At 71.4% G+C, this 24,222-nt stretch carries 24 protein-coding genes; 9 read left to right on the top strand and 15 right to left on the bottom strand.

Annotated features, from left to right (window positions below):
• Positions 1 to 50: 50 nt before the first annotated feature.
• From ACWF79_RS29375 to ACWF79_RS29360, 4 genes are all read right to left on the bottom strand, one after another.
• Positions 51 to 602 carry a SixA phosphatase family protein gene (locus ACWF79_RS29375; RefSeq protein ID WP_453731191.1) on the bottom strand — a complete coding sequence of 184 codons (552 nt, stop codon included), beginning with the start codon at positions 600 to 602 and terminating at the stop codon, positions 51 to 53.
• Positions 603 to 679: 77 nt separating this feature from the next.
• On the bottom strand, positions 680 to 886 hold the full coding sequence (locus ACWF79_RS29370) for a hypothetical protein (RefSeq protein WP_453731190.1): 207 nt from the start codon (positions 884 to 886) through the stop codon (positions 680 to 682).
• A gap of 186 nt (positions 887 to 1,072) precedes the next feature.
• On the bottom strand, positions 1,073 to 1,189 hold the full coding sequence (locus ACWF79_RS29365) for an SGM_5486 family transporter-associated protein (protein ID WP_261992078.1): 117 nt from the start codon (positions 1,187 to 1,189) through the stop codon (positions 1,073 to 1,075).
• A gap of 17 nt (positions 1,190 to 1,206) precedes the next feature.
• Positions 1,207 to 2,559, bottom strand: coding sequence for a CynX/NimT family MFS transporter (locus ACWF79_RS29360; protein WP_453731189.1), 1,353 nt, complete (start codon positions 2,557 to 2,559; stop codon positions 1,207 to 1,209).
• A 136-nt stretch (positions 2,560 to 2,695) separates the two neighbouring features.
• Between ACWF79_RS29360 and ACWF79_RS29355 the strand changes: the two genes are divergently transcribed.
• Complete coding sequence (locus ACWF79_RS29355; RefSeq protein ID WP_453731188.1) at positions 2,696 to 3,403, top strand: FadR/GntR family transcriptional regulator; 708 nt, start codon at positions 2,696 to 2,698, stop codon at positions 3,401 to 3,403.
• Here the strand turns inward: ACWF79_RS29355 and ACWF79_RS29350 are convergent.
• The 3 genes from ACWF79_RS29350 to fabG all read right to left on the bottom strand — a co-directional run bounded on the left by ACWF79_RS29350 (position 3,345) and on the right by fabG (position 5,401).
• A complete protein-coding gene (locus tag ACWF79_RS29350) occupies positions 3,345 to 3,752 on the bottom strand; it encodes a hypothetical protein (RefSeq protein ID WP_453731187.1) in 408 nt (135 codons plus the stop codon). The genes ACWF79_RS29355 and ACWF79_RS29350 overlap by 59 nt on opposite strands.
• Positions 3,753 to 3,914: 162 nt before the next feature.
• Positions 3,915 to 4,691 carry an enoyl-ACP reductase FabI gene (gene fabI / locus ACWF79_RS29345; protein WP_453731186.1) on the bottom strand — a complete coding sequence of 259 codons (777 nt, stop codon included), beginning with the start codon at positions 4,689 to 4,691 and terminating at the stop codon, positions 3,915 to 3,917.
• Positions 4,692 to 4,696: 5 nt separating this feature from the next.
• On the bottom strand, positions 4,697 to 5,401 hold the full coding sequence (fabG, locus tag ACWF79_RS29340) for a 3-oxoacyl-[acyl-carrier-protein] reductase (RefSeq protein ID WP_453731185.1): 705 nt from the start codon (positions 5,399 to 5,401) through the stop codon (positions 4,697 to 4,699).
• Between the two features lie 205 nt (positions 5,402 to 5,606).
• Here fabG and ACWF79_RS29335 point away from each other — a divergent pair, with 205 nt between their 5' ends.
• The 3 genes from ACWF79_RS29335 (at position 5,607) to tyrS (ending at position 9,935) form a co-directional block, all read left to right on the top strand.
• Entirely contained in the window at positions 5,607 to 7,127 is a 1,521-nt protein-coding gene (locus ACWF79_RS29335) for a TldD/PmbA family protein (protein ID WP_453731192.1), read from the top strand.
• An 82-nt stretch (positions 7,128 to 7,209) separates the two neighbouring features.
• Positions 7,210 to 8,604, top strand: a complete 1,395-nt coding sequence (locus tag ACWF79_RS29330; RefSeq protein ID WP_453731184.1) for a metallopeptidase TldD-related protein — start codon at positions 7,210 to 7,212, stop codon at positions 8,602 to 8,604.
• Positions 8,605 to 8,657: 53 nt separating this feature from the next.
• Positions 8,658 to 9,935, top strand: a complete 1,278-nt coding sequence (gene tyrS / locus ACWF79_RS29325; RefSeq protein ID WP_453731183.1) for a tyrosine--tRNA ligase — start codon at positions 8,658 to 8,660, stop codon at positions 9,933 to 9,935.
• A gap of 142 nt (positions 9,936 to 10,077) precedes the next feature.
• Here the strand turns inward: tyrS and ACWF79_RS29320 are convergent, their stop codons facing one another.
• Entirely contained in the window at positions 10,078 to 10,353 is a 276-nt protein-coding gene (locus tag ACWF79_RS29320; protein WP_453731182.1) for a GlsB/YeaQ/YmgE family stress response membrane protein, read from the bottom strand.
• A gap of 180 nt (positions 10,354 to 10,533) precedes the next feature.
• Between ACWF79_RS29320 and ACWF79_RS29315 the strand changes: the two genes are divergently transcribed.
• Positions 10,534 to 10,878, top strand: a complete 345-nt coding sequence (locus ACWF79_RS29315; protein ID WP_453731181.1) for a DUF3099 domain-containing protein — start codon at positions 10,534 to 10,536, stop codon at positions 10,876 to 10,878.
• A 191-nt stretch (positions 10,879 to 11,069) separates the two neighbouring features.
• Entirely contained in the window at positions 11,070 to 11,336 is a 267-nt protein-coding gene (locus ACWF79_RS29310) for a hypothetical protein (protein WP_453731180.1), read from the top strand.
• On the opposite strand, the gene moaA is transcribed toward ACWF79_RS29310, so the two are convergent.
• From moaA to ACWF79_RS29295, 3 genes are all read right to left on the bottom strand, one after another.
• Positions 11,319 to 12,308 (bottom strand): GTP 3',8-cyclase MoaA, encoded by a 990-nt coding sequence (gene moaA, locus ACWF79_RS29305; protein WP_453731179.1) that lies wholly within the window; start codon positions 12,306 to 12,308, stop codon positions 11,319 to 11,321. The genes ACWF79_RS29310 and moaA overlap by 18 nt on opposite strands.
• A 149-nt stretch (positions 12,309 to 12,457) precedes the next feature.
• Positions 12,458 to 14,086, bottom strand: a complete 1,629-nt coding sequence (locus ACWF79_RS29300; RefSeq protein ID WP_453731178.1) for a solute symporter family protein — start codon at positions 14,084 to 14,086, stop codon at positions 12,458 to 12,460.
• Positions 14,083 to 14,454 carry a DUF485 domain-containing protein gene (locus tag ACWF79_RS29295; protein WP_453731177.1) on the bottom strand — a complete coding sequence of 124 codons (372 nt, stop codon included), beginning with the start codon at positions 14,452 to 14,454 and terminating at the stop codon, positions 14,083 to 14,085. The genes ACWF79_RS29300 and ACWF79_RS29295 overlap by 4 nt, the downstream gene beginning before the upstream one ends.
• Positions 14,455 to 14,736: 282 nt before the next feature.
• Between ACWF79_RS29295 and ACWF79_RS29290 the strand changes: the two genes are divergently transcribed.
• The gene (locus ACWF79_RS29290; RefSeq protein ID WP_453731176.1) at positions 14,737 to 16,275 is read left to right on the top strand and encodes a S8 family serine peptidase; all 1,539 of its coding nucleotides are present in this window, start codon (positions 14,737 to 14,739) and stop codon (positions 16,273 to 16,275) included.
• Between the two features lie 80 nt (positions 16,276 to 16,355).
• Complete coding sequence (locus ACWF79_RS29285) at positions 16,356 to 17,687, top strand: CoA transferase (protein ID WP_453731175.1); 1,332 nt, start codon at positions 16,356 to 16,358, stop codon at positions 17,685 to 17,687.
• Here ACWF79_RS29285 and ACWF79_RS29280 read toward each other — a convergent pair.
• Genes ACWF79_RS29280 through ACWF79_RS29270 form a run of 3 tightly spaced genes read right to left on the bottom strand, consistent with a single transcriptional unit; the run spans position 17,677 to position 20,309 of the window.
• Complete coding sequence (locus ACWF79_RS29280; protein ID WP_453731174.1) at positions 17,677 to 18,720, bottom strand: zinc-dependent alcohol dehydrogenase family protein; 1,044 nt, start codon at positions 18,718 to 18,720, stop codon at positions 17,677 to 17,679. The genes ACWF79_RS29285 and ACWF79_RS29280 overlap by 11 nt on opposite strands.
• A gap of 18 nt (positions 18,721 to 18,738) precedes the next feature.
• Complete coding sequence (locus tag ACWF79_RS29275) at positions 18,739 to 19,431, bottom strand: lysoplasmalogenase (protein ID WP_453731173.1); 693 nt, start codon at positions 19,429 to 19,431, stop codon at positions 18,739 to 18,741.
• Positions 19,428 to 20,309 (bottom strand): sterol desaturase family protein, encoded by an 882-nt coding sequence (locus ACWF79_RS29270; protein ID WP_453731172.1) that lies wholly within the window; start codon positions 20,307 to 20,309, stop codon positions 19,428 to 19,430. The genes ACWF79_RS29275 and ACWF79_RS29270 overlap by 4 nt, the downstream gene beginning before the upstream one ends.
• A 150-nt stretch (positions 20,310 to 20,459) precedes the next feature.
• Between ACWF79_RS29270 and ACWF79_RS29265 the strand changes: the two genes are divergently transcribed.
• Positions 20,460 to 23,489, top strand: a complete 3,030-nt coding sequence (locus ACWF79_RS29265; RefSeq protein WP_453731171.1) for an NACHT domain-containing protein — start codon at positions 20,460 to 20,462, stop codon at positions 23,487 to 23,489.
• Between the two features lie 8 nt (positions 23,490 to 23,497).
• Here ACWF79_RS29265 and ACWF79_RS29260 read toward each other — a convergent pair whose 3' ends face one another.
• Positions 23,498 to 24,211: a VIT1/CCC1 transporter family protein gene (locus tag ACWF79_RS29260; RefSeq protein ID WP_453731170.1), complete on the bottom strand. Its 714-nt coding sequence runs from the start codon at positions 24,209 to 24,211 to the stop codon at positions 23,498 to 23,500.
• Between the last annotated feature and the right edge of the window lie 11 nt (positions 24,212 to 24,222).

The raw sequence follows: 24,222 nt of genomic DNA, 5'->3' as shown, positions 1-24,222 counted from the left end.
GGTCACCTCTCGGTGACCGGGCCTTCCGCCGTCCGCGAGGGGTGTACGGATCAGCTGTGCGGTGCCCAGTAGTCGACGAGGGTGCCCACGCCGTGCTCCACGGACTTCCAGGAGCCGTCGAAGGTGAGGACGGAGAAGGCGGCGGTCGGGAAGCCGCCCCGGTTCATCCGGGCCAGCGCGTCGCCCTCGGCCGAGCCCGCGAGGGCGTCGGAGAGCGCGTGCATTCCGGGGTTGTGGCCGATGACGACGAGGGACCGCACCTCGTCGGGGACCTCGTTGACCAAGGCGATCAGATCGCCGAGCGAGGCATCGTACAGCCGCTCCTCGTACACGGTCCTGGGGCGGTGCGGCAGCTCGTGCACGGCCAGCTTCCAGGTCTCACGGGTCCTGACGGCGGTCGAGCAGAGGGCCAGATCGAAGGTGATCCCTGTGTCGGCGAGCTTGCGGCCGGCCACGGGCGCGTCCGTGCGGCCGCGCTCGGCGAGCGGTCGCTCATGGTCGGACACCTGGGGCCAGTCGGCCTTGGCATGCCGGAGCAGCACCATCGTGCGGGGTTCGGGGGGTCCGGGGGGTGTCCCCCCGGAAGTCGCTGCGACGCTCATGCGCTCCAGCTTCCCATGAAACGGGCTGCCGGGCGCAGGGTGTTGGGCCGGACCGCGGGCGGTGGGCGGACGGAGGGTCAGTGGGGCAGCGACTGCTGGATCTGCACCAGGAGGCGGCCGACCGTGGGCTCGCCACCGGTCGCGGAGGCGCCGCTCGAGCCCGCTATGAGCAGGAAGAGGGCGACGAACGCGGCCACGGGCAGAGCCAGCGCCCACCAGGGCAGCCGGGTGTCGACACCGCCGACGGACGGGGACGGGGTCCGGGTGTGCGTACGGGCCGACATGGCCGCCTCCGGGGGTCGGGACAACGTCCGCAGCGGGTGACTGCGGCGATGTCTCCACGCTACGGAGCGGCTCGCGGCGGGCCCATCCGGTGATCCACCTACTTCACCCTGACACTCACCCCCTAGGGGATGGTGGGGTTGACCCCACCCCGTGCCGGGCGCCGACGGACGGTCACCCGGCGGGGGTCACGGGGAGGCGATGGTGGCGATGACGGCGATCACGACCGAGATTCCGAGCATCGCGCCGAGCACGAGCAGGAGCTTCTTCTGGCCGTTCTGGGGGTTCGGGTCGAGCACTGGCATGGAGACAGTCTCGCATCTCAGCATTCGTCCTCAACGGTCCGGTCCCGTCCGGCGAGGGTGCCGATGATCATCTGCGGGACCATCAGTCCGGCCATCAGCGCGATGGGCAGGCCCCAGCCGCCGCTGTGCTGGTAGAGCACGCCGACCAGGAGCGGCCCGGGGATGGAGATGAGGTAGCCGACGCTCTGCGCGAAGGCGGAGAGCCGGACGACACCGGCGCCGGTGCGCGAGCGCAGCCCGATCATGGTCAGCGCGAGCGGGAAGGCGCAGTTGGAGACGCCGAGGAGCAGCGCCCAGGCCCAGGCGCCCGCCGCCGGGGCGAGGTAGAGGCCGCTGTAGCCGACGAGGCCGCACAGGCCCAGCGCGATGACGATCGGGCCCTGGGTCTTGAGGCGGGTCGCGAGGCCGGGGATGACGAAGGCGAGCGGGACGCCCATGACCATCGTGACGGCGAGCAGCACACCGGCCGTGCCGGCGGGGACTCCGGCGTCGCGGAAGATCTGCGGCATCCAGCCCATGGTGATGTACGCGCCGGTGGCCTGGAGGCCGAAGAAGGCGCCGAGGGCCCACGCGGTGCGGCTGCGGGTGATCCGGAGCGGGGCGCTCGCGGAAGCCGGGGCGGCGGGGCCCTGGGCGCTCCGGGACCCCTTGGCGGCGGTCTCCGTGGCGGTGCTGTCCGTGGCGGGGCCGGTCGTCGACGTGGTCGCCCGGTCGCGTACGAGCGGGATCCAGGGCAGGACCGCGAGAGCCGCGAGGGCCGCCCAGACGCCGAGTCCGGTGCGCCAACTGCCGCCCAGCGCCTCGGTCATGGGCACGGTCGCGGCGGCGGCCAGGGAGGTGCCGAGGGCGAGCGCCATCGAGTAGAGCCCGGTCATGGTGCCGACGCGGCCGGGGAAGTACCGCTTGACGATGACGGGCATGAGGACGTTGCTGACGGCGATGCCCATGAGGGCGAGGGCGCTGGCGGCGAGGAAGCCGACGGTGCCGGAGGCGAAGGGGCGGACCGCGAGGCCCGCGAAGATCGCCGCCATGCCGGCGCAGACGACGGCCGTGGGGCCGAAGCGGCGGGCGAGGCGGGGTGCGGTGATGCCGAAGATCGCGAAGCAGAGCGGGGGGACGGAGGTGAGGACGCCGGCCACGCTGCCGCTCATGTGGAGCCCGTCGCGGACCTCTTCGAGGAGGGCGCCGAGGCTGGTGATGGCGGGGCGGAGGTTGAGCGCTGCGAGGACGAGAGCGACGACGACGAGCCGGGTCACCCACAGGGCCGGGCGGTCCGGTGCGGGAGAATGCGCGGTGGTGGCGGCCGTGCTGGGGGCGTGGGTACGGGCCGGTGGTACGGCGGTCGTCAGGGTCTTCGGCTCGTCAGGCATGGCGCCATCATAGAATCATGGGATGATTGGTTGTCCAATCCTGAACCAATCACGAACCCCTCTCGACCCGTCTCGAACCCCATCCGGGACCAACTCGAACGACCGGAGCAGATCCGGAACGAATGGAAGGTGCTCCATGGTGCTCGGCTCTCCCCGGCGTTCCGGGCTCTCCGATCAGGTGATCACCGAGCTGCGGAACCAGATCACCTCCGGTGAATGGCCGGTCGGGTCCCGGATCCCGACCGAACCGGAGCTGGTCGACCAGCTGGGCGTGGCCCGCAACACCGTGCGCGAGGCGGTGCGGGCGCTCGCGCACAACGGGCTGCTCGACATCCGGCAGGGCTCGGGGACCTACGTGGTCGCGACGAGCGAGCTGGCCGGGGTCATGCACCGCCGGTTCGCCGATTCCGACCCCCGGCACATCGCGGAGCTGCGCTCCACGCTGGAGTCGTCGGCGGCGCGGCTCGCGGCGCACCGGCGCACCGACCGTGACATGAAGCAGCTGGACGCCCTGCTCGCGGGCCGCGAGGAGGCCTGGGCCTCGGGCGACGCCGAGCGGTTCGTGACGGCGGACGGCGCCTTCCACCACGCGGTGGTGGTCGCCTCGCACAACGAGGTGCTGACCGAGCTCTACGCGGACCTCGGCCACGTCCTGCGGCAGTGGCTGCGCGACGACCTGGGCCAGGAGCTGCGGCCGGAGCACCACATGGACCATGGGCGCCTGGTGGAGGCGATCCGGTCCGGCGACGCGGAGACGGCGGCGGCGGAGGCGGCCGGGTATCCCTTCATGTGCGTCCGGGACCTGGGGCCGGTGACGGGGGCTGTCCGACCGGCTGGTGGGTGAGCCAGGCGGAGCGGACCTCCTTCCAGCAGCGGCCGCTGAGCTGGGCGTAGGCGGTCGGGCCGACGTCGACGGGGGCGCTGTCGGTGTCGACGTCCCACCAGCGGTCGCACTCGACGTGCAGCCGGACGCGGTCGGTGGTGGGGTACGGGTTCTGGCAGTAGGCGCTGACGTGGGAGCCGTCGACGACCGTGCGGCAGGAGGCCCCGAACTCCTCGTCGTCCCGTGCCACCGGCGCCGGGGTCTCGTCCGTCGGGGCGGGAGCGGCACGGACCTCGGCGGCGACACAGAGCCCGGCGAGGAGTGCGGCGGCCGAGGCGAGAGCGGCGGCCCTGCGGTGCGACACGCGCATGCCCGTACCTCCTCCCCACCAGTAGCCGGATGTCACGCTCTGACCCAGTTTGGGGCGGGTGGCCGGAGTTTTCGACTCGGGCCGAGGGCTCCGGTACGACGAAGGCCGGGCGCCCCCTGACAGGGGCGACCCGGCCTTTCGTACGGCCGTACGGGTGAGTGCTTACGCGCCGATCGCGTGCAGACCGCCGTCGACGTGGATGATCTCGCCGGTCGTCTTCGGGAACCAGTCGGAGAGCAGCGCGACGATGGCGCGGCCGGTCGGCTCCGGGTCCTGCAGGTCCCACTCCAGCGGGGAGCGGGAGTCCCACACCGAGGCCAGATCGCCGAAGCCGGGGATCGACTTCGCGGCCATCGAGCCGAGCGGACCCGCCGAGACCAGGTTGCAGCGGATGTTCTGCTTGCCGAGGTCGCGCGCCATGTAGCGGCTGGTGGCCTCCAGGGCGGCCTTGGCCGGGCCCATCCAGTCGTACTGCGGCCAGGCGAACTTCGCGTCGAAGGTCAGGCCGACGACCGCGCCGCCCTCGCTCATCAGCGGCAGCAGCGCCATCGTCAGCGACTTCAGGGAGAAGGCGGAGATGTGCATGGCCGTCGCGACGGACTCGAACGGCGTGTTCAGGAAGTTGCCGCCGAGCGCGTCCTGCGGCGCGAAGCCGATGGAGTGCACGATGCCGTCGAGCCGGTCGCCGAGGTGCTCGCGGACCTGGCCCTCGAGGCGCGCGAGGTGCTCGTCGTTGGAGACGTCGAGCTCCAGGACCTTGACCTTGTCGGGCTCGGGCAGCTTCTTGGCGATGCGCTCCGTCAGCGTCGGCCGCGGCCAGGCGGTGAGGATGATCTCCGCGCCCTGCTCCTGGGCCAGCTTGGCGGCGTGGAAGGCGATGGAGGACTCCATCAGCACACCGGTGATCAGGATGCGCTTGCCCTCGAGAATTCCGCTCATGGTGATCAGTGACCCATGCCCAATCCGCCGTCAACCGGGATGACGGCTCCAGTGATGTACGAGGCGTCGTCCGAGGCGAGGAACTTCACCGCGGCGGCGATCTCCTCGGGCTGCGCGTAGCGGCCCAGCGGCACCTGGGACACGATGCCCGCGCGCTGCTCCTCGGTCAGAACCGCGGTCATGTCGGTGTCGACGAAACCGGGGGCGACGACATTGAACGTGATGTTGCGCGAGCCGAGCTCACGGGCCAGGGAGCGGGCGAAGCCGACCAGGCCGGCCTTGGAGGCGGCGTAGTTCGCCTGCCCCGCCGAGCCGAGGAGGCCCACGACCGAGGAGATCAGGACGACGCGGCCCTTCTTGGCCCGCAGCATGCCGCGGTTGGCGCGCTTGACGACCCGGAAGGTGCCGGTCAGGTTGGTGTCGAGGACGGTGGTGAAGTCGTCCTCGCTCATGCGCATCAGGAGCTGGTCCTTGGTGACCCCGGCGTTCGCCACCAGGACCTCCACCGGACCGTGCTTCTCCTCGATCTCCTTGTACGCCTGCTCCACCTGCTCGCCGTCGGTGATGTCGCACTTGACGGCAAGGAAGCCGGCCGGCGGCTCACCCGACCGGTACGTGATCGCGACCTTGTCGCCGGCCTCGGCGAACGCGCGGGCGATGGCGAGGCCGATGCCCCGGTTGCCTCCGGTGACGAGAACCGAGCGGCTCAACGGATCACCCTTTCGATCTTTCAACAGCGGTCTGGATACCGAAAACCTATCGGTCCGGCCTCGGGCACGAGGGATCGGCCCCTGACAGTGGCGTACGAATGTCACTGTCGGGTCCCTACATAAAGCTCTGGGCGTGGCGGCCCCAAGCGCGACATGATCGGGGGCGACCGGTCTCATACGACAGGAGACAGCTGTGCCCTCAGGGATCCATTCGATCGACGCGGCCTTCACGGCGCTGCCGCTGCGGGCGCTGGCCGACGCGGCGCTCGCACGCGCGCGTGCCCTCGGCTGCGACCACGCGGACTTCCGGCTGGAGCGGGTGCGCAGCGCCACGTGGCGGCTGCGGGACGCCAAGCCCTCGGGTTCCTCGGACACCACGGACCTCGGCTACGCGGTGCGGGTGGTGCACGGCGGGGCGTGGGGGTTCGCCTCCGGGGTGGATCTGACCATGGACGGGGCGGCGCGGGTCGCCTCGCAGGCCGTCGCCATGGCCAAGCTGTCCGCGAAGGTGATCGCGGCGGCCGGCTCGGACGAGAGGGTGGAGCTGGCCGAGGAGCCGGTGCACGCCGAGAAGACCTGGATCTCCTCGTACGAGATCAACCCCTTCGACGTCCCGGACGCCGACAAGAGCGCGCTGCTCGCCGACTGGAGCGACCGGCTGCTGCGGGCGGACGGCGTGGCGCACGTGGACGCCTCGCTGATGACCGTCCAGGAGAACAAGTTCTACGCGGACACGGCGGGCACGGTCACCACCCAGCAGCGGGTCCGGCTGCACCCGCAGCTCACGGCGGTCGCCGTGGACGGGACGACGGGCGAGTTCGACTCGATGCGGACGATCGCGCCGCCGGTCGGTCGGGGCTGGGAGTACCTGACCGGCACGGGCTGGGACTGGGACGCGGAGCTGGAACAGATCCCGGGGCTGCTCGCGGAGAAGATGCGGGCGCCGAGCGTGGAGGCAGGGACGTACGACCTGGTGGTCGACCCGTCGAACCTCTGGCTGACTATCCACGAGTCGATCGGCCACGCCACGGAGCTGGACCGGGCGCTCGGCTACGAGGCGGCGTACGCGGGGACCTCGTTCGCCACCTTCGACCAGCTGGGGAAGCTGGCGTACGGCTCGTCCATCATGAACGTGACGGGTGACCGCACCGCCGAGCACGGCCTCGCGACGATCGGGTACGACGACGAGGGCGTCGAGGCGCAGAGCTGGGACCTGGTGAAGGACGGCACGCTCGTCGGGTACCAGCTGGACCGGCGGATCGCGAAGCTGACGGGCCTGGGCCGGTCGAACGGCTGCGCGTTCGCCGACTCGCCCGGGCATGTGCCGGTGCAGCGGATGGCGAACGTCTCGCTCCAGCCGGATCCGGGCGGTCTGTCCACGGAGGATCTGATCGGCGGGGTCGAGCGCGGGATCTACGTGGTCGGCGACCGCTCGTGGTCGATCGACATGCAGCGCTACAACTTCCAGTTCACCGGTCAGCGCTTCTTCCGCATCGAGAACGGCCGGCTGGCCGGGCAGCTGCGGGACGTCGCGTACCAGGCGACGACGACGGACTTCTGGGGCTCGATGGAGAAGGTCGGCGGCCCGCAGACGTACGTCCTGGGCGGCGCGTTCAACTGCGGCAAGGCCCAGCCGGGCCAGGTCGCGGCCGTCTCCCACGGCTGCCCCTCCGCCCTCTTCCGGGGCGTCAACATTCTGAACACGACGCAGGAGGCCGGTCGATGAGCTCGCGCCACATGATCTGCCGGGGGTCCGGGGGTCGCCCCCCGGGCAAGCACAGTCTGAACACCACGCAGGAGGCCGGTCGATGAGCTCGCGTTCCACCAAGCCGTACGAGATCGTCGAGCGGGCGCTCGAGCTGTCCCGGGCCGACGGGTGTGTCGTCATCGCCGACGAGGAGTCCTCGGCCAACCTGCGCTGGGCGGGCAACGCGCTGACGACGAACGGGGTGACCCGCGGCCGTACGCTCACCGTCGTCGCCACCGTGGACGGCGCCCAGGGCACCGCGTCGGGGGTCGTCTCGCGCTCGGCGGTGACCGCCGAGGACCTGGAGCCGCTGGTGCGGGCCGCGGAGGCCGCCGCCCGGGCCGCGGGGCCCGCCGAGGACGCGCAGCCGCTGATCGAAGGCGTGGACGCCTCGCCGGACTTCACGGACGCTCCGGCCGAGACCGGCTCCGCCGTCTTCACGGACTTCGCGCCCGCGCTCGGCGAGGCCTTCGCCCGCGCCCGGGCCGGTGGCCGCGAGCTGTACGGCTTCGCCCACCACGAGCTGACCTCGACCTACCTCGGTACGTCGACGGGGCTGCGGCTGCGGCACGACCAGCCCACGGGCACGCTGGAGCTCAACGCCAAGTCCCCGGACCGCTCGCGGTCCGCGTGGGCCGGGCGCTCCACGCGGGACTTCAAGGACGTCGACCCGGCGGCGCTCGACGCCGACCTGGCCAAGCGGCTCGGCTGGGCGGAGCGCAGGATCGAGCTGCCGGCCGGGCGGTACGAGACGCTGCTGCCGCCGACCGCGGTGGCCGACCTGCTGATCTACCAGCTGTGGTCCTCGGCGGCGCGGGACGCGGTGGAGGGCCGGACGGTCTTCTCCAAGCCGGGCGGCGGCACGCGCCTCGGCGAGACGCTCTCCCCGCTGCCGCTGACACTGCGCAGCGACCCGAACGAGCCGGGCCTCGAATCCGCGCCGTTCGTGATCGCGCACTCCTCGGGCGACGACACCTCCGTCTTCGACAACGGTCTGCCGGTGGGCCGGACGGACTGGGTCCGGGAGGGCAGGCTGGAGCAGCTCATCACCACGCGGCACACGGCGGCGCTCACGCGCCTGCCCGTGGCGCCCGGGGCGGGGAACCTGATCCTGGAGGGCGGCGGGGAGCGGTCCCTGGACGAGATGGTCGCCGCCACCGAGCGCGGGCTGCTGCTCACCTGCCTCTGGTACATCCGCGAGGTCGACCCGGCGACGCTGCTGCTGACCGGTCTGACCCGGGACGGCGTCTACCTCGTGGAGAACGGCGAGGTGGTGGGCGAGGTGAACAACTTCCGGTTCAACGAGTCGCCGGTGGACCTGCTGTCGCGGGCCTCGGAGGCGGGCCGGACCGAGAAGACGCTGCCGCGCGAGTGGAGCGACTGGTTCACCAGGGCCGCGATGCCGGCGCTGCGGGTGCCGGACTTCAACATGAGCTCGGTCAGCAAGGGTGTCTGACCCCCATAGACTGAGCACGGCGTGACAACCATCAACCAAGGAGACCGAGAATCGTGACGGACATCGTCGACGAGCTCAAGTGGCGCGGGCTGTTCGCCCAGTCCACCGACGAGGACGCACTGCGCAAGGCTCTCGCGGACGGTCCTGTCACGTTCTATTGCGGTTTCGACCCGACCGCGGCCAGCCTCCACGTCGGTCACCTGGTCCAGGTGCTCACCGTCCGCCGGCTCCAGCAGGCCGGTCACCGGCCGCTGGCGCTGGTCGGCGGGGCCACGGGCCAGATCGGCGACCCGCGCCCGACGGCCGAGCGCACCCTGAACGACCCGGAGACGGTCGCGAACTGGGTGAACCGGCTGCGGAGCCAGATCGAGCCGTTCCTCTCCTTCGAGGGGGAGAACGCGGCGGTCATGGTGAACAACCTGGACTGGACCGCGGGCCTGTCCGCGATCGAGTTCCTGCGGGACATCGGCAAGCACTTCCGGGTCAACAAGATGCTGACCAAGGATTCCGTGGCCCGGCGCCTGGAGTCCGAGCAGGGCATCAGCTACACCGAGTTCAGCTACCAGCTGCTGCAGGGCATGGACTTCCTGGAGCTGTACCGGCGGTACGGCTGCACCCTCCAGCAGGGCGGTTCGGACCAGTGGGGCAACCTGGTGGCGGGGCTCGACCTGATCCACAAGCTGGAGCCGGGGGCGCAGGTCCACGCGCTGGCGACGCCGCTGATGGTCAAGGCCGACGGCACGAAGTTCGGCAAGACCGAGGGCGGGGCCGTCTGGCTCGACGCGGAGATGACGACGCCGTACGCGTTCTACCAGTTCTGGCTGAACGTGGACGACCGGGACATCTCCACGTACATGCGGATCCTGTCCTTCAAGTCCCGCGAGGAGCTGGAGGAGCTGGAGCAGCTCACCGCCGAGCGGCCGCAGGCACGGACCGCGCAGCGGGCCCTTGCCGAGGAGCTGACGACGCTGGTGCACGGCGCCGAGCAGTGCGCGGCCGTCATCAACGCCTCGAAGGCGCTGTTCGGACAGGGTGACCTGGCCGAACTGGACGAGGCGACGCTGGCGGCGGCGCTCTCGGAGCTGCCGCACGCGCGCGTGAGCGCGCTCGGGCAGGTCGTGGACCTGTTCACGGAGGTCGGCCTGGCGCCGAGCAAGTCGGCGGCGCGCCGGACGATGAAGGAGGGCGGGGCCTACGTGAACAACGCGAAGGTGACCGCCGAGGACGCCGAGGTGGCGGCGGACGAGCTGCTGCACGGCCGCTGGCTCGTGCTGCGCCGGGGCAAGAAGAACCTGGCGGCGATCGAGCTCGTGACCGGCGCGGAGGGCTGACGCCCCCGAGGTGAAGAACACGGCGGAGGCCGGTACCCGCGCGTGACGCGCGTACCGGCCTCCGTCCTGTCCGGGCGCCGACGTCGGCACCGTCACCGCGGCCGGTCGCGCGGGTGCGTACCGGACTGCGCCGCGTCCCGGCTCAGGCTCGTTGCCGGTTGCCGCGGATCGCGTTCCACAGCATGTCGCCGAGGCCCACCACGACGATCGCGCCGACGAGTTGGAGCAGGTGGCGGATCCAGTCGATGCCCTTGGTGTCCTCGACCCCGATCCAGCCGGCGACGGAGTTGCCGAGAATGCTGCCGAGAATGCCGCACACGGTCGTCAGCCACAGCGGGATCTGCTGCTTGCCCGGAATGATCGCCTTGGCGATCAGACCGAGGACCAGGCCCACGATGATTGCCCACAACCAACTCATAGTCGCCTCCTCATGCGGCGCGATCTGCGCATGTGGGCCCAGTCTCATCCCGGCGGCCGTACACCGCATGTCGGACGGATCCATACGTGACCCGACATCCTCGCCGTCGGACGTCAGGCGTACCGTGGAGGCAGGTCCGGAACGGGGAGTGTCCGGCGTGGACGCTGGCGGTGGAATGTGATGCGGAAGCATGGCGGCCCCGAGGTCTTCCGAATCACCGGGGCCCGGCAGGGCCTCGCCGAGGACGTGCGCGGCCGGGAACGGCGGTACGTGATCTCGATGACGATACGGACGCTGTCCGTCATCGCCGCGGTCGTCCTGTGGAACGTCGAACGTCACGTGGCCATCGTGGCTCTGGTGCTCGGTGGGCTGCTCCCCTACATCGCCGTGGTGATCGCCAACGCGGGACGGGAGAAGCCGCCGACCCTCCCCTCGACGTTCGTACCGGGGCCGAGCCGGCCCGAGCTCCCGCTCGGGGGCGCCCCGGCGGAACCGGGTACGGAACGTCCACCCGGTCAGAGTTGATCATCGCGGCAATCCAAGGCGACCTAAAAGCTCAGGAAAAGCTCAGATCAATCATGAAGTTCCGGTGCACCACACCCCAGTCCCCGTGACATACTTCCTACGCGCTCCGCATCCCCCGTCGGAGCGACGGACCGATGCCGGGCAGCTCCCCCCGTGGCTGCCCGGCATCGCCATTGCTGGACAATGATCGCGTGATCAATCCGGTGAGTGACGAGACCCCGATCGAGACGCCGATCTGCTCCGCCAAGGGCTGCCGCGCCGATGCCGTGTGGGTACTGGCATGGAACAACCCCAAGCTGCACACGCCCGAGCGCCGCAAGACCTGGCTCGCCTGCGAGGAGCACCGCGAGCACCTCTCCCAGTTCCTGGGGGTACGGGGCTTCCTCAAGGACGTCGTCCCGCTCGCGGACTGGGAGCCCCCGGCCGGGGGCTCGGGCGACTCAGCCGCCGATCGCTGACATCGGGCGCTCGGGCTGCAGGAAGCTCGGGTCGTCCAGGCCCGAGCCCGCCTTCTTGCCCCACATCGCCAGCTTCCAGATCCGGGCGATCTCCGCGTCCGGCGCGTCCGAGCGCAGCGCGGCCCGCAGGTCGGTCTCCTCGGTGGCGAACAGGCACGTGCGCACCTGGCCGTCGGCGGTCAGCCGGGTCCGGTCGCAGGCTCGGCAGAACGGGCGGGTGACGGAGGCTATGACGCCCACGGTGTGCGGTCCGCCGTCCACGACCCAGCGCTCGGCGGGGGCCGAACCACGCTCGTCCGAGCCCTCGGGCGTCAGGTCGAAGCGGGTGCGCAGCGACTCCAGGATGTCCCCGGCGGTGATCATGCCGTCGCGCTTCCAGCCGTGCTGGGCGTCCAGGGGCATCTGCTCGATGAACCGCAGTTCGTAGCCGTTCTCCACCGCCCAGGCCAGCAGGTCGGGGGCCTCGTCGTCGTTGAGCCCGGGCATCAGGACCGCGTTGACCTTGACCGGGGTGAGCCCGGCGTCACGGGCGGCGGCCATGCCGTCGATCACGTCGTGGTGGCGGTCGCGGCGGGTCAGGGTCTTGAAGACCTCCGGCCGCAGGGTGTCGAGCGAGACGTTGACCCGGTCCAGGCCGGCGGCCTTCAGGGCGGCGGCCGTCCGCTTCAGTCCGATGCCGTTCGTGGTCAGGGACATCTTGGGGCGGGGCTCCAGGGCCGCGCAGCGCTCGACGATGCCGACGAGGCCGGGGCGGAGCAGCGGCTCACCGCCGGTGAAGCGGACCTCGGTGACACCGAGATCGGTGACCGCGATCCGTACCAGCCGGACGATCTCGTCGTCGCTCAGCAGGTCGGGCTTGGCCAGCCACTGCAGACCTTCCTCCGGCATGCAGTACGTGCACCGCAGGTTGCACCGGTCGGTGAGCGAGACGCGCAGGTCGGTGGCGACTCGGCCGTACGTGTCGATGAGCACTGTGGCCCCCTCCCCGTCGTTCGGTGATTTATACAGCGAGCCTACGCGAGGACACCGACAACCTGGAGGGGCCGATTGGAACGGGACCGCGTCGGCCTCGTCGTAGGACCCTACGACGAGGCCGAGTAACGGTCACCGAGGGTTACGGGTCAGTGCGCTCCGACACCGGTGAGGGACTTGACCTCCAGTTCGGCGTACTTGCCCTTGTCCGGTCCCTCCTTGGAGAGGAGGGAGCCGAGCCAGCCGAGCAGGAAGCCCAGCGGGATCGAGACGAGGCCCGGGTTCTCCAGCGGGAACCAGTAGAAGTCGACGCCCTTGAACATCGAGGTCGGCTTGCCGGAGACGACCGGCGAGAAGAGCACCAGGACGACCGACGAGATCAGACCGCCGTAGATCGACCAGAGCGCGCCCTGCGTGGTGAACCGCTTCCAGAACAGGCTGTAGAGGATCGTCGGCAGGTTGGCGGAGGCCGCGACGGCGAAGGCGAGGGCGACCAGGCCGGCGACGTTGAGGTCGCGGGCGAGCGCGCCCAGGGCGATCGAGACGACGCCGATGAGGACGGTGGCCCAGCGCGCCGCGCGGACCTCCTCCTTCTCCGTGGCCTTTCCGCGCCGGATGACGTTGGCGTAGATGTCGTGCGCGAAGGAGGACGAGGAGGCCAGGGTCAGTCCGGCGACCACCGCGAGGATGGTGGCGAACGCGACGGCGGAGATCACGGCGAGCAGGATCGCGCCTCCGGTGGAGTCGGCTCCGCCGCCGATCTCCAGGGCCGCGAGCGGCGCGGCCGTGTTGCCCGCCTTGTTCGAGGCGATGATGTCGCTGTTCTTCAGCAGGGCGGCGGCGCCGAAGCCGAGGACGATCGTCATCAGGTAGAAGGCGCCGATGATGCCGATCGCCCAGTTGACCGACTTACGGGCGGCCTTGGCGGTCGGCACCGTGTAGAAGCGGATCAGGATGTGCGGCAGGCCGGCGGTGCCGAGGACGAGCGCGATGCCGAGCGAGAGGAAGTCCAGCTTGGAGATGCTGGTCGCGCCGTACCTGAGCCCGGGCTCCAGGAAGGCCTGGCCCTTGCCGCTGTTGGTGGCGGCCGCGCCGAGCAGGTCGGAGAGGTTGAAGTTGAACTTCAGCAGGATGAGGAAGGTGATCAGGAGCGTGCCCGCGATGAGCAGGACGGCCTTGACCATCTGCACCCAGGTGGTGCCCTTCATGCCGCCGATGGTGACGTACACGATCATCAGGACGCCGACCAGGGCGACGATGGCGATCTTGCCGCCGTCGCTGGTGATGCCGAGGAGCAGCGAGACGAGGACGCCCGCGCCGGCCATCTGTGCGAGCAGGTAGAAGATCGAGACGACGATCGTGGAGGTGCCGGCGGCGGTACGGACCGGGCGCTGGCGCATCCGGTAGGCGAGGACGTCGCCCATGGTGAACCGGCCGGAGTTGCGCAGCGGCTCGGCGACCAGGAGCAGGGCGACCAGCCAGGCGACCAGGAAGCCGATGGAGTACAGGAAGCCGTCGTAGCCGAAGAGCGCGATGGCTCCGGCGATGCCGAGGAAGGACGCGGCCGACATGTAGTCGCCCGAGATCGCCAGGCCGTTCTGGAAGCCGGTGAACTGGCGGCCGCCGGCGTAGAAGTCGGCGGCGCTCTTGGTCTGGCGGCCCGCCCAGACGGTGATGACGAGCGTGGCGACGACGAAGGCACCGAAGAGGGTGATGATCAGCGGCCGGTGCTCGGTGGTCGCGCTGTCCGCCGCCAGCAGGAGGGTGGAGCTGTTCACGCGTCGACCTCCATACGGGACTTGATGGCCTCGGCCTTCGGGTCGAGGCGGTCGGCCGCGTGGCGGGAGTAGAGCCAGGCGATGAGGAAGGTGGTGGCGAACTGGCCGAGGCCGAGGACGAGGGCCACGTTGATGTTGCCGAAGAGCTTGGTGCCCATGAAGCCGCCCGCGTAGTTGGAGAGCAGCACGTACAGCAGGTACCAGGCGATGAAGGCGACCGTCAGGGGGAAGGCGAAGGAGCGGTACGTACGGCGCAGTTCGCCGAATTCCGCACTTTCCTGCACCTCGACGAAAGCCTCGGTCGTGGGCTGGACGGGGCCGGCGGCGGCTTCGGGGCCGTCCGGGGGCGGCGGTGCTTCGGTGACCACGGAATCTCCTTGGGGCGCGGGTGCGGTGGGCATGGACAAAGGGGCCTCACTGGGGGTGGGCGACGGGGCTCCGACCGGAGCTCCTCCCCTGCACAACGGCACGGAGCGCACGGCGAAGCGGTTCACCGGGAGTGGTTTTCCTCCTGGATATTCCTCCGGATCCACATCAATCCGCCTCAACTCATTGATGGCACGGGAAGATCAGCGATAACTTCACTCGTCATGCACCTGCCCGTGCGCAAACGGCGTACGGGCAGTACATACGGATGATGTGGAGAACCCATGGCTCATCTGGGATCGAGGCGCGGCAGAGTACTCGCTCTGCCTGCCGGTCTCGCGCTCACGGCCTCGCTCGGCTTCCTTCCGGCGGGCGCGTCCGCCGCCGAACTGAGCGACGCCCCCGCGACGACCGCCGCCTCGACGAGCGCCCCCAAGCTGTCGTACGTCGTCAACATCGACGGGGGCCGCTCGACGGCCGCCTCGGTGAAGAAGGCGATAGCCGCGGCCGGAGGCACGGTGGTCATCTCCTATGACCAGATAGGCGTGATAGTCGTCCACTCGCAGAACCCTGAGTTCGCGACGACGATCCGTAAGGCCCGGGGTGTGGTGTCGGCCGGTTCGACGCGCACCGCCCCGCTCTCCGTCCAGAAGGACACCTCCGTCGGCGAGGGCGGTCAGGCGCTCACCGCGGCCGAGGCCACCTCCGCCGCGGCCCGTGCCACGGACGCCCAGGACGCGCTGGAGCCGCTGCAGTGGGACCTGCCCGCCATCAAGGCGGACCAGGCCCACAGGAAGACCCTCGGCAGCAGCAAGGTCACGGTCGCCGTGATCGACACGGGTGTCGACGACACCCACCCGGACCTGGCGCCGAACTTCGACGCCCGCGCCTCGGCCAACTGCGTCACCGGCAAGCCGGACACCACCCCCGGCTCGTGGCGTCCGCAGGCGGGCGAGAGCGACCACGGCACGCACGTCGCCGGCACCATCGCCGCCGCCAAGAACGGCACGGGCATCACCGGTGTCGCGCCGGGCGTGAAGGTCTCGGGCATCAAGGTGTCCACGACCGACGGCTTCTTCTACACCGAGGCCGTGGTCTGCGGCTTCATGTGGGCGGCCGAGCGCGGTGTCGAGATCACCAACAACAGCTACTACACCGACCCGTGGCTGTTCGCGTGCAAGAACGACGCCGACCAGAAGGCCCTGATCGAGGCCGTCACCCGTGCGACCCGCTACGCGGAGCGCAAGGGCACGGTCAACGTCGCGGCGGCCGGCAACTCCAAGATGGACCTGGCGGCGGACGAGCTCACGGACGTCACCAGCCCGAACGACACCACGCCGGTGACCCGGGTCATCGACCCGCAGGAGTGCCTCGACTACCCGGCGATGCTGCCGGGCGTGGTCACCGTCTCCGCGACGGGCGCCAAGGACCTGAAGGCCTCGTACTCCAACTACGGTCTCGGCGTCGTCGACATCTCGGCTCCCGGCGGCGACCGTACCGAGTACCAGACCCCGGACGCCCCGGCGGTCAACGGCCGGATCCTGTCGACCACGGTCAACGGCGGCTACAACTACAAGGCCGGTACGTCGATGGCCGCGCCGCACGCCGCCGGTGTGCTCGCGCTGCTGAAGTCGACGCACCCGAACGCGAGCCCGGCCGCGCTCAAGGCCCTGCTGTACGCGCAGGCCGACGACCGCGCCTGCACGAACCCGTACGACATCGAGGGTGACGGCAAGATCGACGCCGTCTGCGAGGGCGGCAAGAACAAGAACGGCTTCTACGGGGCCGGTCTCGTGGACGCGCTGGACGCGGTCCGCCGCTGACACGACGCGTGAGGAGGGGCCCTGGTGCGGTACGCCACACCAGGGCCCCTTCGCATGGCACGGAGTGCCATCATGCGCGGATGGACAACACAGTGCGTACGGGTACGGAGTTGTTGTGGTCGGAGCTGGGCGGCGATCCCGCCCTGGTCGACCGGGTGGCCTTCACCGGTCCCTCCGGGCTGTTGCCGGCCCGGCTGCCGGTGAGGGAGCTGGCGCGGGCGACGGTCGCGGTCGCGGGGCTCGCGGCGGTGGAGCGGGACGGTTCCGCGGGAAGGGTCCGCGTCGACGACGGGGCCGTGGCCACCGCCTTCGTGAGTGAGCGTCACCTCCGGGTGGACGGGCGGGCTCCGGTGGTCTTCGCGCCGCTGTCCCGCTTCTGGCGGTCCTCCGACGGCTGGGTCCGTACGCACGCCAACTACCCCCACCACCGGGGCGCGTTGCTGTCGGCTCTCGGTGTACGGGACGGGTCGGTGGAGGCCGTCGCGGCGGCGATCGCCGAGCGGAAGGCCGTCGAGGTCGAGACGGCGGTGTACGGGGCCGGGGGCCTGGCCGTCGCGCTGCGGACGCCCGAGGAGTGGGCGGCGCACGAGCAGGGCCGGGAGGTGGCCGCGCGGCCGCTGCTGACGCGGGAGCGGCTGGACGACGCGGCGCCGAGGCGGCGCTCGGGCGGCCCGCTGCGGGTCCTGGACCTGACCCGGGTCATCGCCGGGCCGGTCGCGACGCGGACGCTGGCGCTGCTCGGCGCGGACGTGCTGCGGATCGACCCGCCGGGCAACCCCGAACTGCCCGACCAGCACGCGGACACGGACATCGGCAAGCGGACGACCGCGCTCGACCTGGACAGCCCGTCGGACCGCAGGACGTTCGAGGAGCTCCTTGACGCGGCGGACGTCCTGGTCACCGGCTACCGCCCCGGCGCCCTGGACCGCTTCGGCCTCGACCGGCCCGGTCTGGTGACCGCCCGGCTCTCGGCCTGGGGTGACTACGGGCCCTGGCGCGAGCGGCGCGGCTTCGACAGCCTGGTGCAGGTGGCGACCGGGATCGCGGTGACCGAGGGCTCGCCGGAGCAGCCGGGCGCGCTGCCCGCCCAGGCCCTGGACCACGGCACGGGCTACCTCCTGGCGGCGGCGGTGCTGCGCTCCTTGACCGAGCAGGAGCGGGAGGGCGGGACCCGTCTCGTACGCCTGGCTCTGGCGCAGACCGGCCACTGGCTGACGCACGCGCTCCCCCACGGACCTTCGGCCGTGGGGGGCGCCCCTGACGAGCCGGAGCGGTACCTCACGGAGACGCACGGCCCGCTGGGCCTGCTGCGGCACGCGCGGTCGCCCGTCTCGTACGAGGGTGGCCCGGCGGGCTGGTCGCGTCCGCCGGGCCTTCAGGGCGGGGACGACCCTGTGTGGCTCAGGGCTTGACGAGGACCTTCAGGGCGGTGCGCTCGTCCATCGCCCGGTAGCCGCCCGGGACGCCGTCGAGGCCGACGGTCAGGTCGAAGACCGGGGAGGGGTCGATCGTGCCGTCGAGGACGTCCGGAAGCAGCTCCGGGATGTACGCGCGGACCGGGGCGACGCCGCCGCGCAGGGCGATGTTCCGGTCGAACATGACGGAGAGGTCGAGCCCCGTACCGGAGCCGTGCGGGACGCCGACGTAGCCGACGGAGCCACCGTCGCGGGCGATGGCGACGGCCGTGCGCATCGACTGCTCGGTGCCGACGGCCTCGATGACGGCGTGGGCGCCCTGGCCGCCGGTGAGTTCGAGGACGGCGGCCTCGGCGGCCTCGCCGCGCTCCGCGACGACGTCGGTGGCGCCGAAGGCGCGGGCGATGTCGGTACGGACGGTGTGGCGGCCGAGCGCGATGATCCGCTCGGCGCCGAGCCGCTTGGCGGCGAGCACGCCGCACAGGCCGACGGCGCCGTCACCGACGACCGCGACGGTGGAGCCCTTGCGGACGCCCGCGCCGAGGGCGGCGTGGTGGCCGGTGCCCAGGACGTCGGAGAGGGCGAGGAGGGCGGTCAGCAGGTGGTCGTCGGAGGCGGCCTCGGCGGGCAGCTTGACGAGGGTGCCGTCGGCGAAGGGCACGCGGACGGCTTCGCCCTGCCCGCCGTCGGAGCCGACCGAGCCCCAGAAGCCGCCGCGCGGGCAGGAGGTCTGGAGTCCTTCGGCGCAGTAGTCGCAGGTGCCGTCGGACCAGACGAACGGGGCGACGACGAGGTCACCGGCGGCGAAGCCGGCGACGTCCGCGCCCGCCTCCTCGACGATCCCCAGGAACTCGTGCCCGATCCGCTGACCGGGCTGCCGGGCCGACTCGCCTCGGTAGGCCCACAGGTCGCTCCCGCAGATGCAGGCGCGCAGGACCCGGACGACGACGTCGGTGGCGTCCTGGATCGCGGGGTCGGGCACGTCCTCCACGCGCATGTCGAACGGGGCGTGGATGGTGGTGGCGCGCATGGCGGACGTTCCTTGCTGTCAGGCGGCGGTACTCCGCTCACCGTACGCCTGCGCGAGCACGCCTGTGGTCAGGAGGTACTGGGCGGCGAGGTAGGTGGACATGACCCAGAAGTCGGGGGCGGGCAGCTGGGGCCACTGTGCGACCCCGGTCGCGATGAGGGTGTCGGAGAGCAGGAAGAGCGCGCCGCCGATGCCTGCGGTGAGCCCGAGGGACCCGGCGCGGTAGGCCATCGCGGTCAGGAGGAGGGAGTAGCCGGCGACGGGGATCCGCAGGTCGGCGGGGAGGTCGGGCCACAGGAGCGCGACGGTGGTGACGAGGGCGGCGGTGTAGACGATCCCGAGCGGGACGGACGTACGCCGTCGTCCGAAGAGGGCCAGGTAGCAGACGTGTCCTGCGGCGAAGGAGCTCATGCCGACGAGGAAGGCCCAGTCGGCGTCGAACAGCAGGAAGACGTCACCGCCCCAGCCGAAGAGCAGTGCGGCGATCAGGAGCTTGGGGGCGCCCCGGGTGGCGGCGTACGCGGCGAGCAGCGGCATCAGGAGCGGTTTGGCGATCCGGTGGCCGAGTTCGGCGCCGGCGTGGGCTTCGGTGAGGAGGAGCGAGACCAGGTCGACGGCGACGGCGAGCGCGAAGGCGACGAGGAGGGCGCGGGAGAGCGCGCCGGCGGCGGGGGCCGCGGTCCGCGCGGTACCGGCGGTACGGGCGCTCACGCGACGGGCTCCGCGGCGGTGGCAGGGCCGGTGCTCTTCGGCGGTTGCGGCCCGGGCTGCCATCCCGGCCCCCGGAAGACCCGTCCGGCGCGCTCGCGCCAGCTGGTCGCGGCGCGGACGTCGCGGGCGATGGCGGCGTACTCGTGGGTGGCGACGCGCAGCGGGTTGTACGTCTCGATGTTCTTGGTGAGCCCGAACACGGGCCTCTCGGTCTCACCGACCCAGGAGCCGAAGAGCCGGTCCCAGACGATCAGGATCCCGCCGAAGTTCCGGTCCAGGTAGCCGCCCTGGGAGGCGTGGTGGACGCGGTGGTGGGAGGGGGTGTTGAGGACGTACTCGAAGGGCCGGGGCAGCCTGTCGATGCGCTCGGTGTGGATCCAGAACTGGTACACGAGGTTGACCGAGTAGCAGAAGGCGATGGCGGCCGGGTGCACGCCGAGGGCGATCATCGGCAGATAGAACGGCCAGGACGTGAAGCTGGTCCAGGGCTGGCGCAACGCGGTGGTGAAGTTGAACTTGCGGCTGCTGTGATGCACGACGTGGCAGGCCCACAGGACCCGGATGACGTGGTGGCCGCGGTGCTGCCAGTAGTAGAAGAAGTCCTGGGCGAGCAGCATCAGCGGGATCGTCCACCACAGGACGGGGACGCGGAGCGGGGTGAGCTCGTAGACCGCCGTATAGATCGCGACGACCGGAATCTTCCACAAGAGGTCGAAGACGAGGCTGCCGATCCCCATGCCGAGGCTGGTGGCGGCGTCCTTGACCTCGTACCCGGCGGAGTCCTCGTCGGGATGGAGTCGGTAGCTGACCATCTCCAGGACGGTGAGCAGGACGAACGCCGGTATGGACCAGAGCACGACATCGGGCAGGTTCGGCATGCCGACGACGGTAGAGGCGCGGGTCGGGGTGCGGCTAGACGCTGTTACCAACAAGTATGCGAGACGACTTGTCAGCAAGCTTTGGCACCTTCCCACAAGAGCGGTCGGCGTACGATCGGGTCGACGGCGGCCGTTGGGGGAGGAACTCCGTTGCAGAGTCTGGAAGTTGCGCTGGCACGCCTGGCGGGAACGGTGCTGGGCGCGGTCGTACGGTCGATGGTGGCGCCGCCCAAGGGCGCCGGGCTCGTCGCCTCCCCCGTCCGCCCGCTCCCCCGGCCGGCGAAGCCCGACCGCCTGGCGAAGGTCCTCGCCGCGCGGCTGGCCTCGGGCGTGTACGCCGCCCTGCCGGAGCACGAGCGGCTCGCGGCGGTCGACGGCGTACGGGACACGTTCGCGGCGGCGGGACCGGTGGACGCGAGCCGGCTCTTCGCGGTGGACCTCGACCCGGAGCGGCTGGGCCAAGAGCTGCGCGCCCCGGACGCGGGCCTGTCCGGACGCACGCTGGAGCTGTACGACGACCTGCTCGGGCTCTGCTGCGCCCACCTCGTGGAGCAGCTGACGGCCGAACCGTCGTTCGCGGCGCGGGCGGCCGTGGAGCACGCGCGCGTGGCGGGGCGGACGCGGGAGGCGGTGGAGAGCCTGAGCTCGGCGCTCCCCCGGCCGGAGGCGGAGGCGCTCGCCTTCGAGGAGCGGTACGCGCGGTACGTGGCGGCGACGCACGGGCGCCTGGAGCTGTTCGGGCTGACGCTGGGGCGGTCGGCGCGGGAGTGGCCGCTGGACACGGCGTACATCAGCCTGGCGGTGAGCGGAGAGTGGGAGGCCGCCGCCCATGGCCTCGCGCACGCGGGGCCGACCACGGTGAGCACGGAGGTGGCGCTCACGACGACGGACCGGCTGGTGCTGCGGGGCCCGGCGGGGTCCGGCAAGAGCACGTTGGTGCAGTGGCTGGCGCTGAACGCGGCGCGTCGCTCCTTCGACGGGGACCTGACGGACTGGAACCGCTGCGTCCCCTTCGTCCTGCGCCTGCGCGCCTTCACCTCGGCGGACGCGCTGCCGACGCCCGAGGAGTTCCTGCGCGCGTCGGGGGTGCCGCTGAGCCCGCCGGCGGGCTGGGCGGAGGACCTGCTCGCGAGCGGGCGGGCACTGGTGCTGGTCGACGGTGTGGACGAGGTCCCGGTACGGCTGCGGCAGCGGACGGAGACCTGGCTGAGGAACCTGGTCGCGGCCTTTCCCCAGGCCCGGTACGTCGTGACGACCCGCCCCTCGGCCGTGCCGGAGGAGTGGCTGGCCCGGCAGGGCTTCACCGCCCACTCCCTGTTGCCGATGGACCGCGACGGCATCCGCGCCTTCATCGCCCACTGGCACGAGGCGGCCCGGCTGGAGGACCCGGCGGACGGCGCGCTCGACACCTACGAGAAGTCCCTGCGCGACGCGGTCGGCACCCGCCGTGACCTCGGCCGCCTCGCCACCAACCCCTTGATGTGCGCGCTGCTCTGCGCCCTGAACCGGGACCGGCGGATGCAGCTGCCCCGGGCGCGGAAGGAACTGTACGACGCGGCGCTGGACATGCTGCTCGTGCGGCGCGACACGGAACGGGAGATCTGCGCGGTCGAGGGCGTCGACCTGACGCGGGAGGAACAGACGGCACTCCTGCAGCGGCTCGCGTACTGGCTGATCCGCAACGACCAGGTCCAGGCGGATCGTGGCGAGGCGGAGGAGATGGTCGCGGAGTGGCTGGCGTCGATGCCGCAGGTCGCGGGGACGGCTGAACAGGTCTTCGCGCACCTGCTGATCCGCAGCGGGCTGCTCCGCGAACCCGCCCCGGGCACCGTGGACTTCGTCCACCGGACGTTCCTCGACTACCTGGGCGCGAAGGCTGCGGTGGAGGCGCGGGACTTCGGCGTCCTGGTCAAGCACGCCCACGACGACACCTGGGACAACGTCGTCCAGATGGCGGTGGGCCACGCGCGCGTGGACGAGCGCGCCCGCCTCCTGAAGCAGCTGCTACGGCGCGCGGACCGGGCGCCGAAGCTGCGCCACCGGCTGGTGCTGCTGGCGGCGGCCTGCTTGGAGCAGGCTCCGGAGCTGGATCCGGCGATACGGGCGGAGGTGGAGGAGCGGACGCGGGAGCTGCTGCCGCCGCGCTCGATCCAGCAGGCGGAAGAACTCGCCAAGGTGGGCTCGCTGGTGCTCTCTCTGCTGCCGGGGCCCGCGGAGCTGTCGGAGCAGGAGGCGGAGGCCGTCGTGCGTACGGCGGCGCTCGTCGGCGGCGACGCGGGGCTGGGCGTCATCGCCCGGTTCCGCGCCGAGACCCGGCCCCGCGTCCGTTTCCAGCTGGGCCTGGCCTGGACGTCGTTCGACACGGCCGACTACGCCGAGGCGGTCCTCACGGACACCAGGGCGGCCGACTACACCGTCACCGTGCGCACTGCCGCGCAGCTGGAGTACCTGCCGCGCCTGCCCCATCTCGCCGCGGTGAACCTGGAGGGCGACCACGGGCTTCCTGAGAACATCCTGCGCCAGGACGTTCTCAGTTCCCTGTACCTCGTCGACAACTCGGTCAGGGACCTGGCACCGCTGCGCCGTCTGCCGCTGCTGAAGAACCTGTCCCTCACCCGCTGCCGGTTGCTCGACGGCCTGGACTCGCTGGCCGGACTTCCGCTGACCCACCTGCATCTCTACCAGCCGCCCGAGGCCACGGCCCTCACGCCCCTGCGCGAACTCCCTTGTCTCCGTCACCTGACGATCAGCCACACGCCGTGGGAGAAGGAGTTGGGCGACCTTCCCTTCGGCCCGGCGCTCACCGGACTCGGGCTCTTCCAGGGCGCGGGCACCGTTCGGCTCGACGGCATCGAGGCGTGGCGGGAGCTGACATGGCTCACCGTCTCCGGTGCCGACCAGTGGCGGCAGCTGCAGCGGACCTCCCTGTCCTCGTCCCTTCGCACCTTGCAGCTCCTGGGCGTCGACGAGCTCGACCTCTCCGGTGTCCTGCCCCACCAGGAGCTGACGGAGTTGTGGATCGGCTCCTGCCGGGACATCCGGAACCTGGCCGCGCTCGCCGAGCTGCCCGCGCTGGAGGTCGTGCGGTTCTCCTACTGCGGCCCGGTGGACCGAAGCTCCGCCGGCCTTCCGGAGGAGCTCCGCGTCGAGATCCACGCGGAGAACGTCACGTACCTCTGACGTACGGCTCACACCCCCGCCGCCCCCAGCAGCGACCCCGCCCCGTACGTCACCGCCATCGCCAGGGCGCCGCCGCCGACCGTGCGGAGGATTGCTCGGGTGGGTGGGGATGCGCCGAGGCGGGCGCTGGACCAGCCGGTGAGGGTGAGGGCTGCCAGGACGGAGAGGACCGTGATCCAGAGGCGGGTCGTGGCGGGTGGGAGGACGATCGCGAGGAGGGGCAGCAGGGCGCCGGCCGTGAAGGCGAGGAAGCTGGCGGCGGCCGCGTGCCAGGGGTTGGTCAGGGCGTCGGGGTCGATGCCCAGTTCCACGCGCGCGTGGGCGCGCAGGGCGTCGCGTTCGGTGAGTTGGACCGCGGCCTCGTGGGCCACGTCCGGGGTCAGGCCGCGGGCGGCGAGCAGGTCCGTCAGCTCCGTGAGTTCGGCCTCGGGATCCTCGCGCAGTTCACGTCTCTCCGTGGCCAGGGCCGCTTTCTCCGAGTCCCGTTGCGTGGAGACCGAGACGTACTCCCCCGCCGCCATCGACAGCGAACCGGCGAGCAGGCCCGCGAGGCCCGCGGTCAGGAGCGCGGAGCGCGACTCCGTCGCGCCGGCCACGCCGACGACGAGGCCCGCGGTGGAGACGATCCCGTCGTTGGCTCCGAGCACGGCGGCCCGGAGCCAGTTGAGACGGGCGCCGAGGCCGCCGCCGTGGGCCTCGTCGTGGGTGGGCGCGTCAGTCACCCCGGGAGGGT

Source organism: Streptomyces sp. NPDC054975 (assembly GCF_053609105.1).
This window is presented reverse-complemented; position numbering and strand designations above follow the sequence as displayed.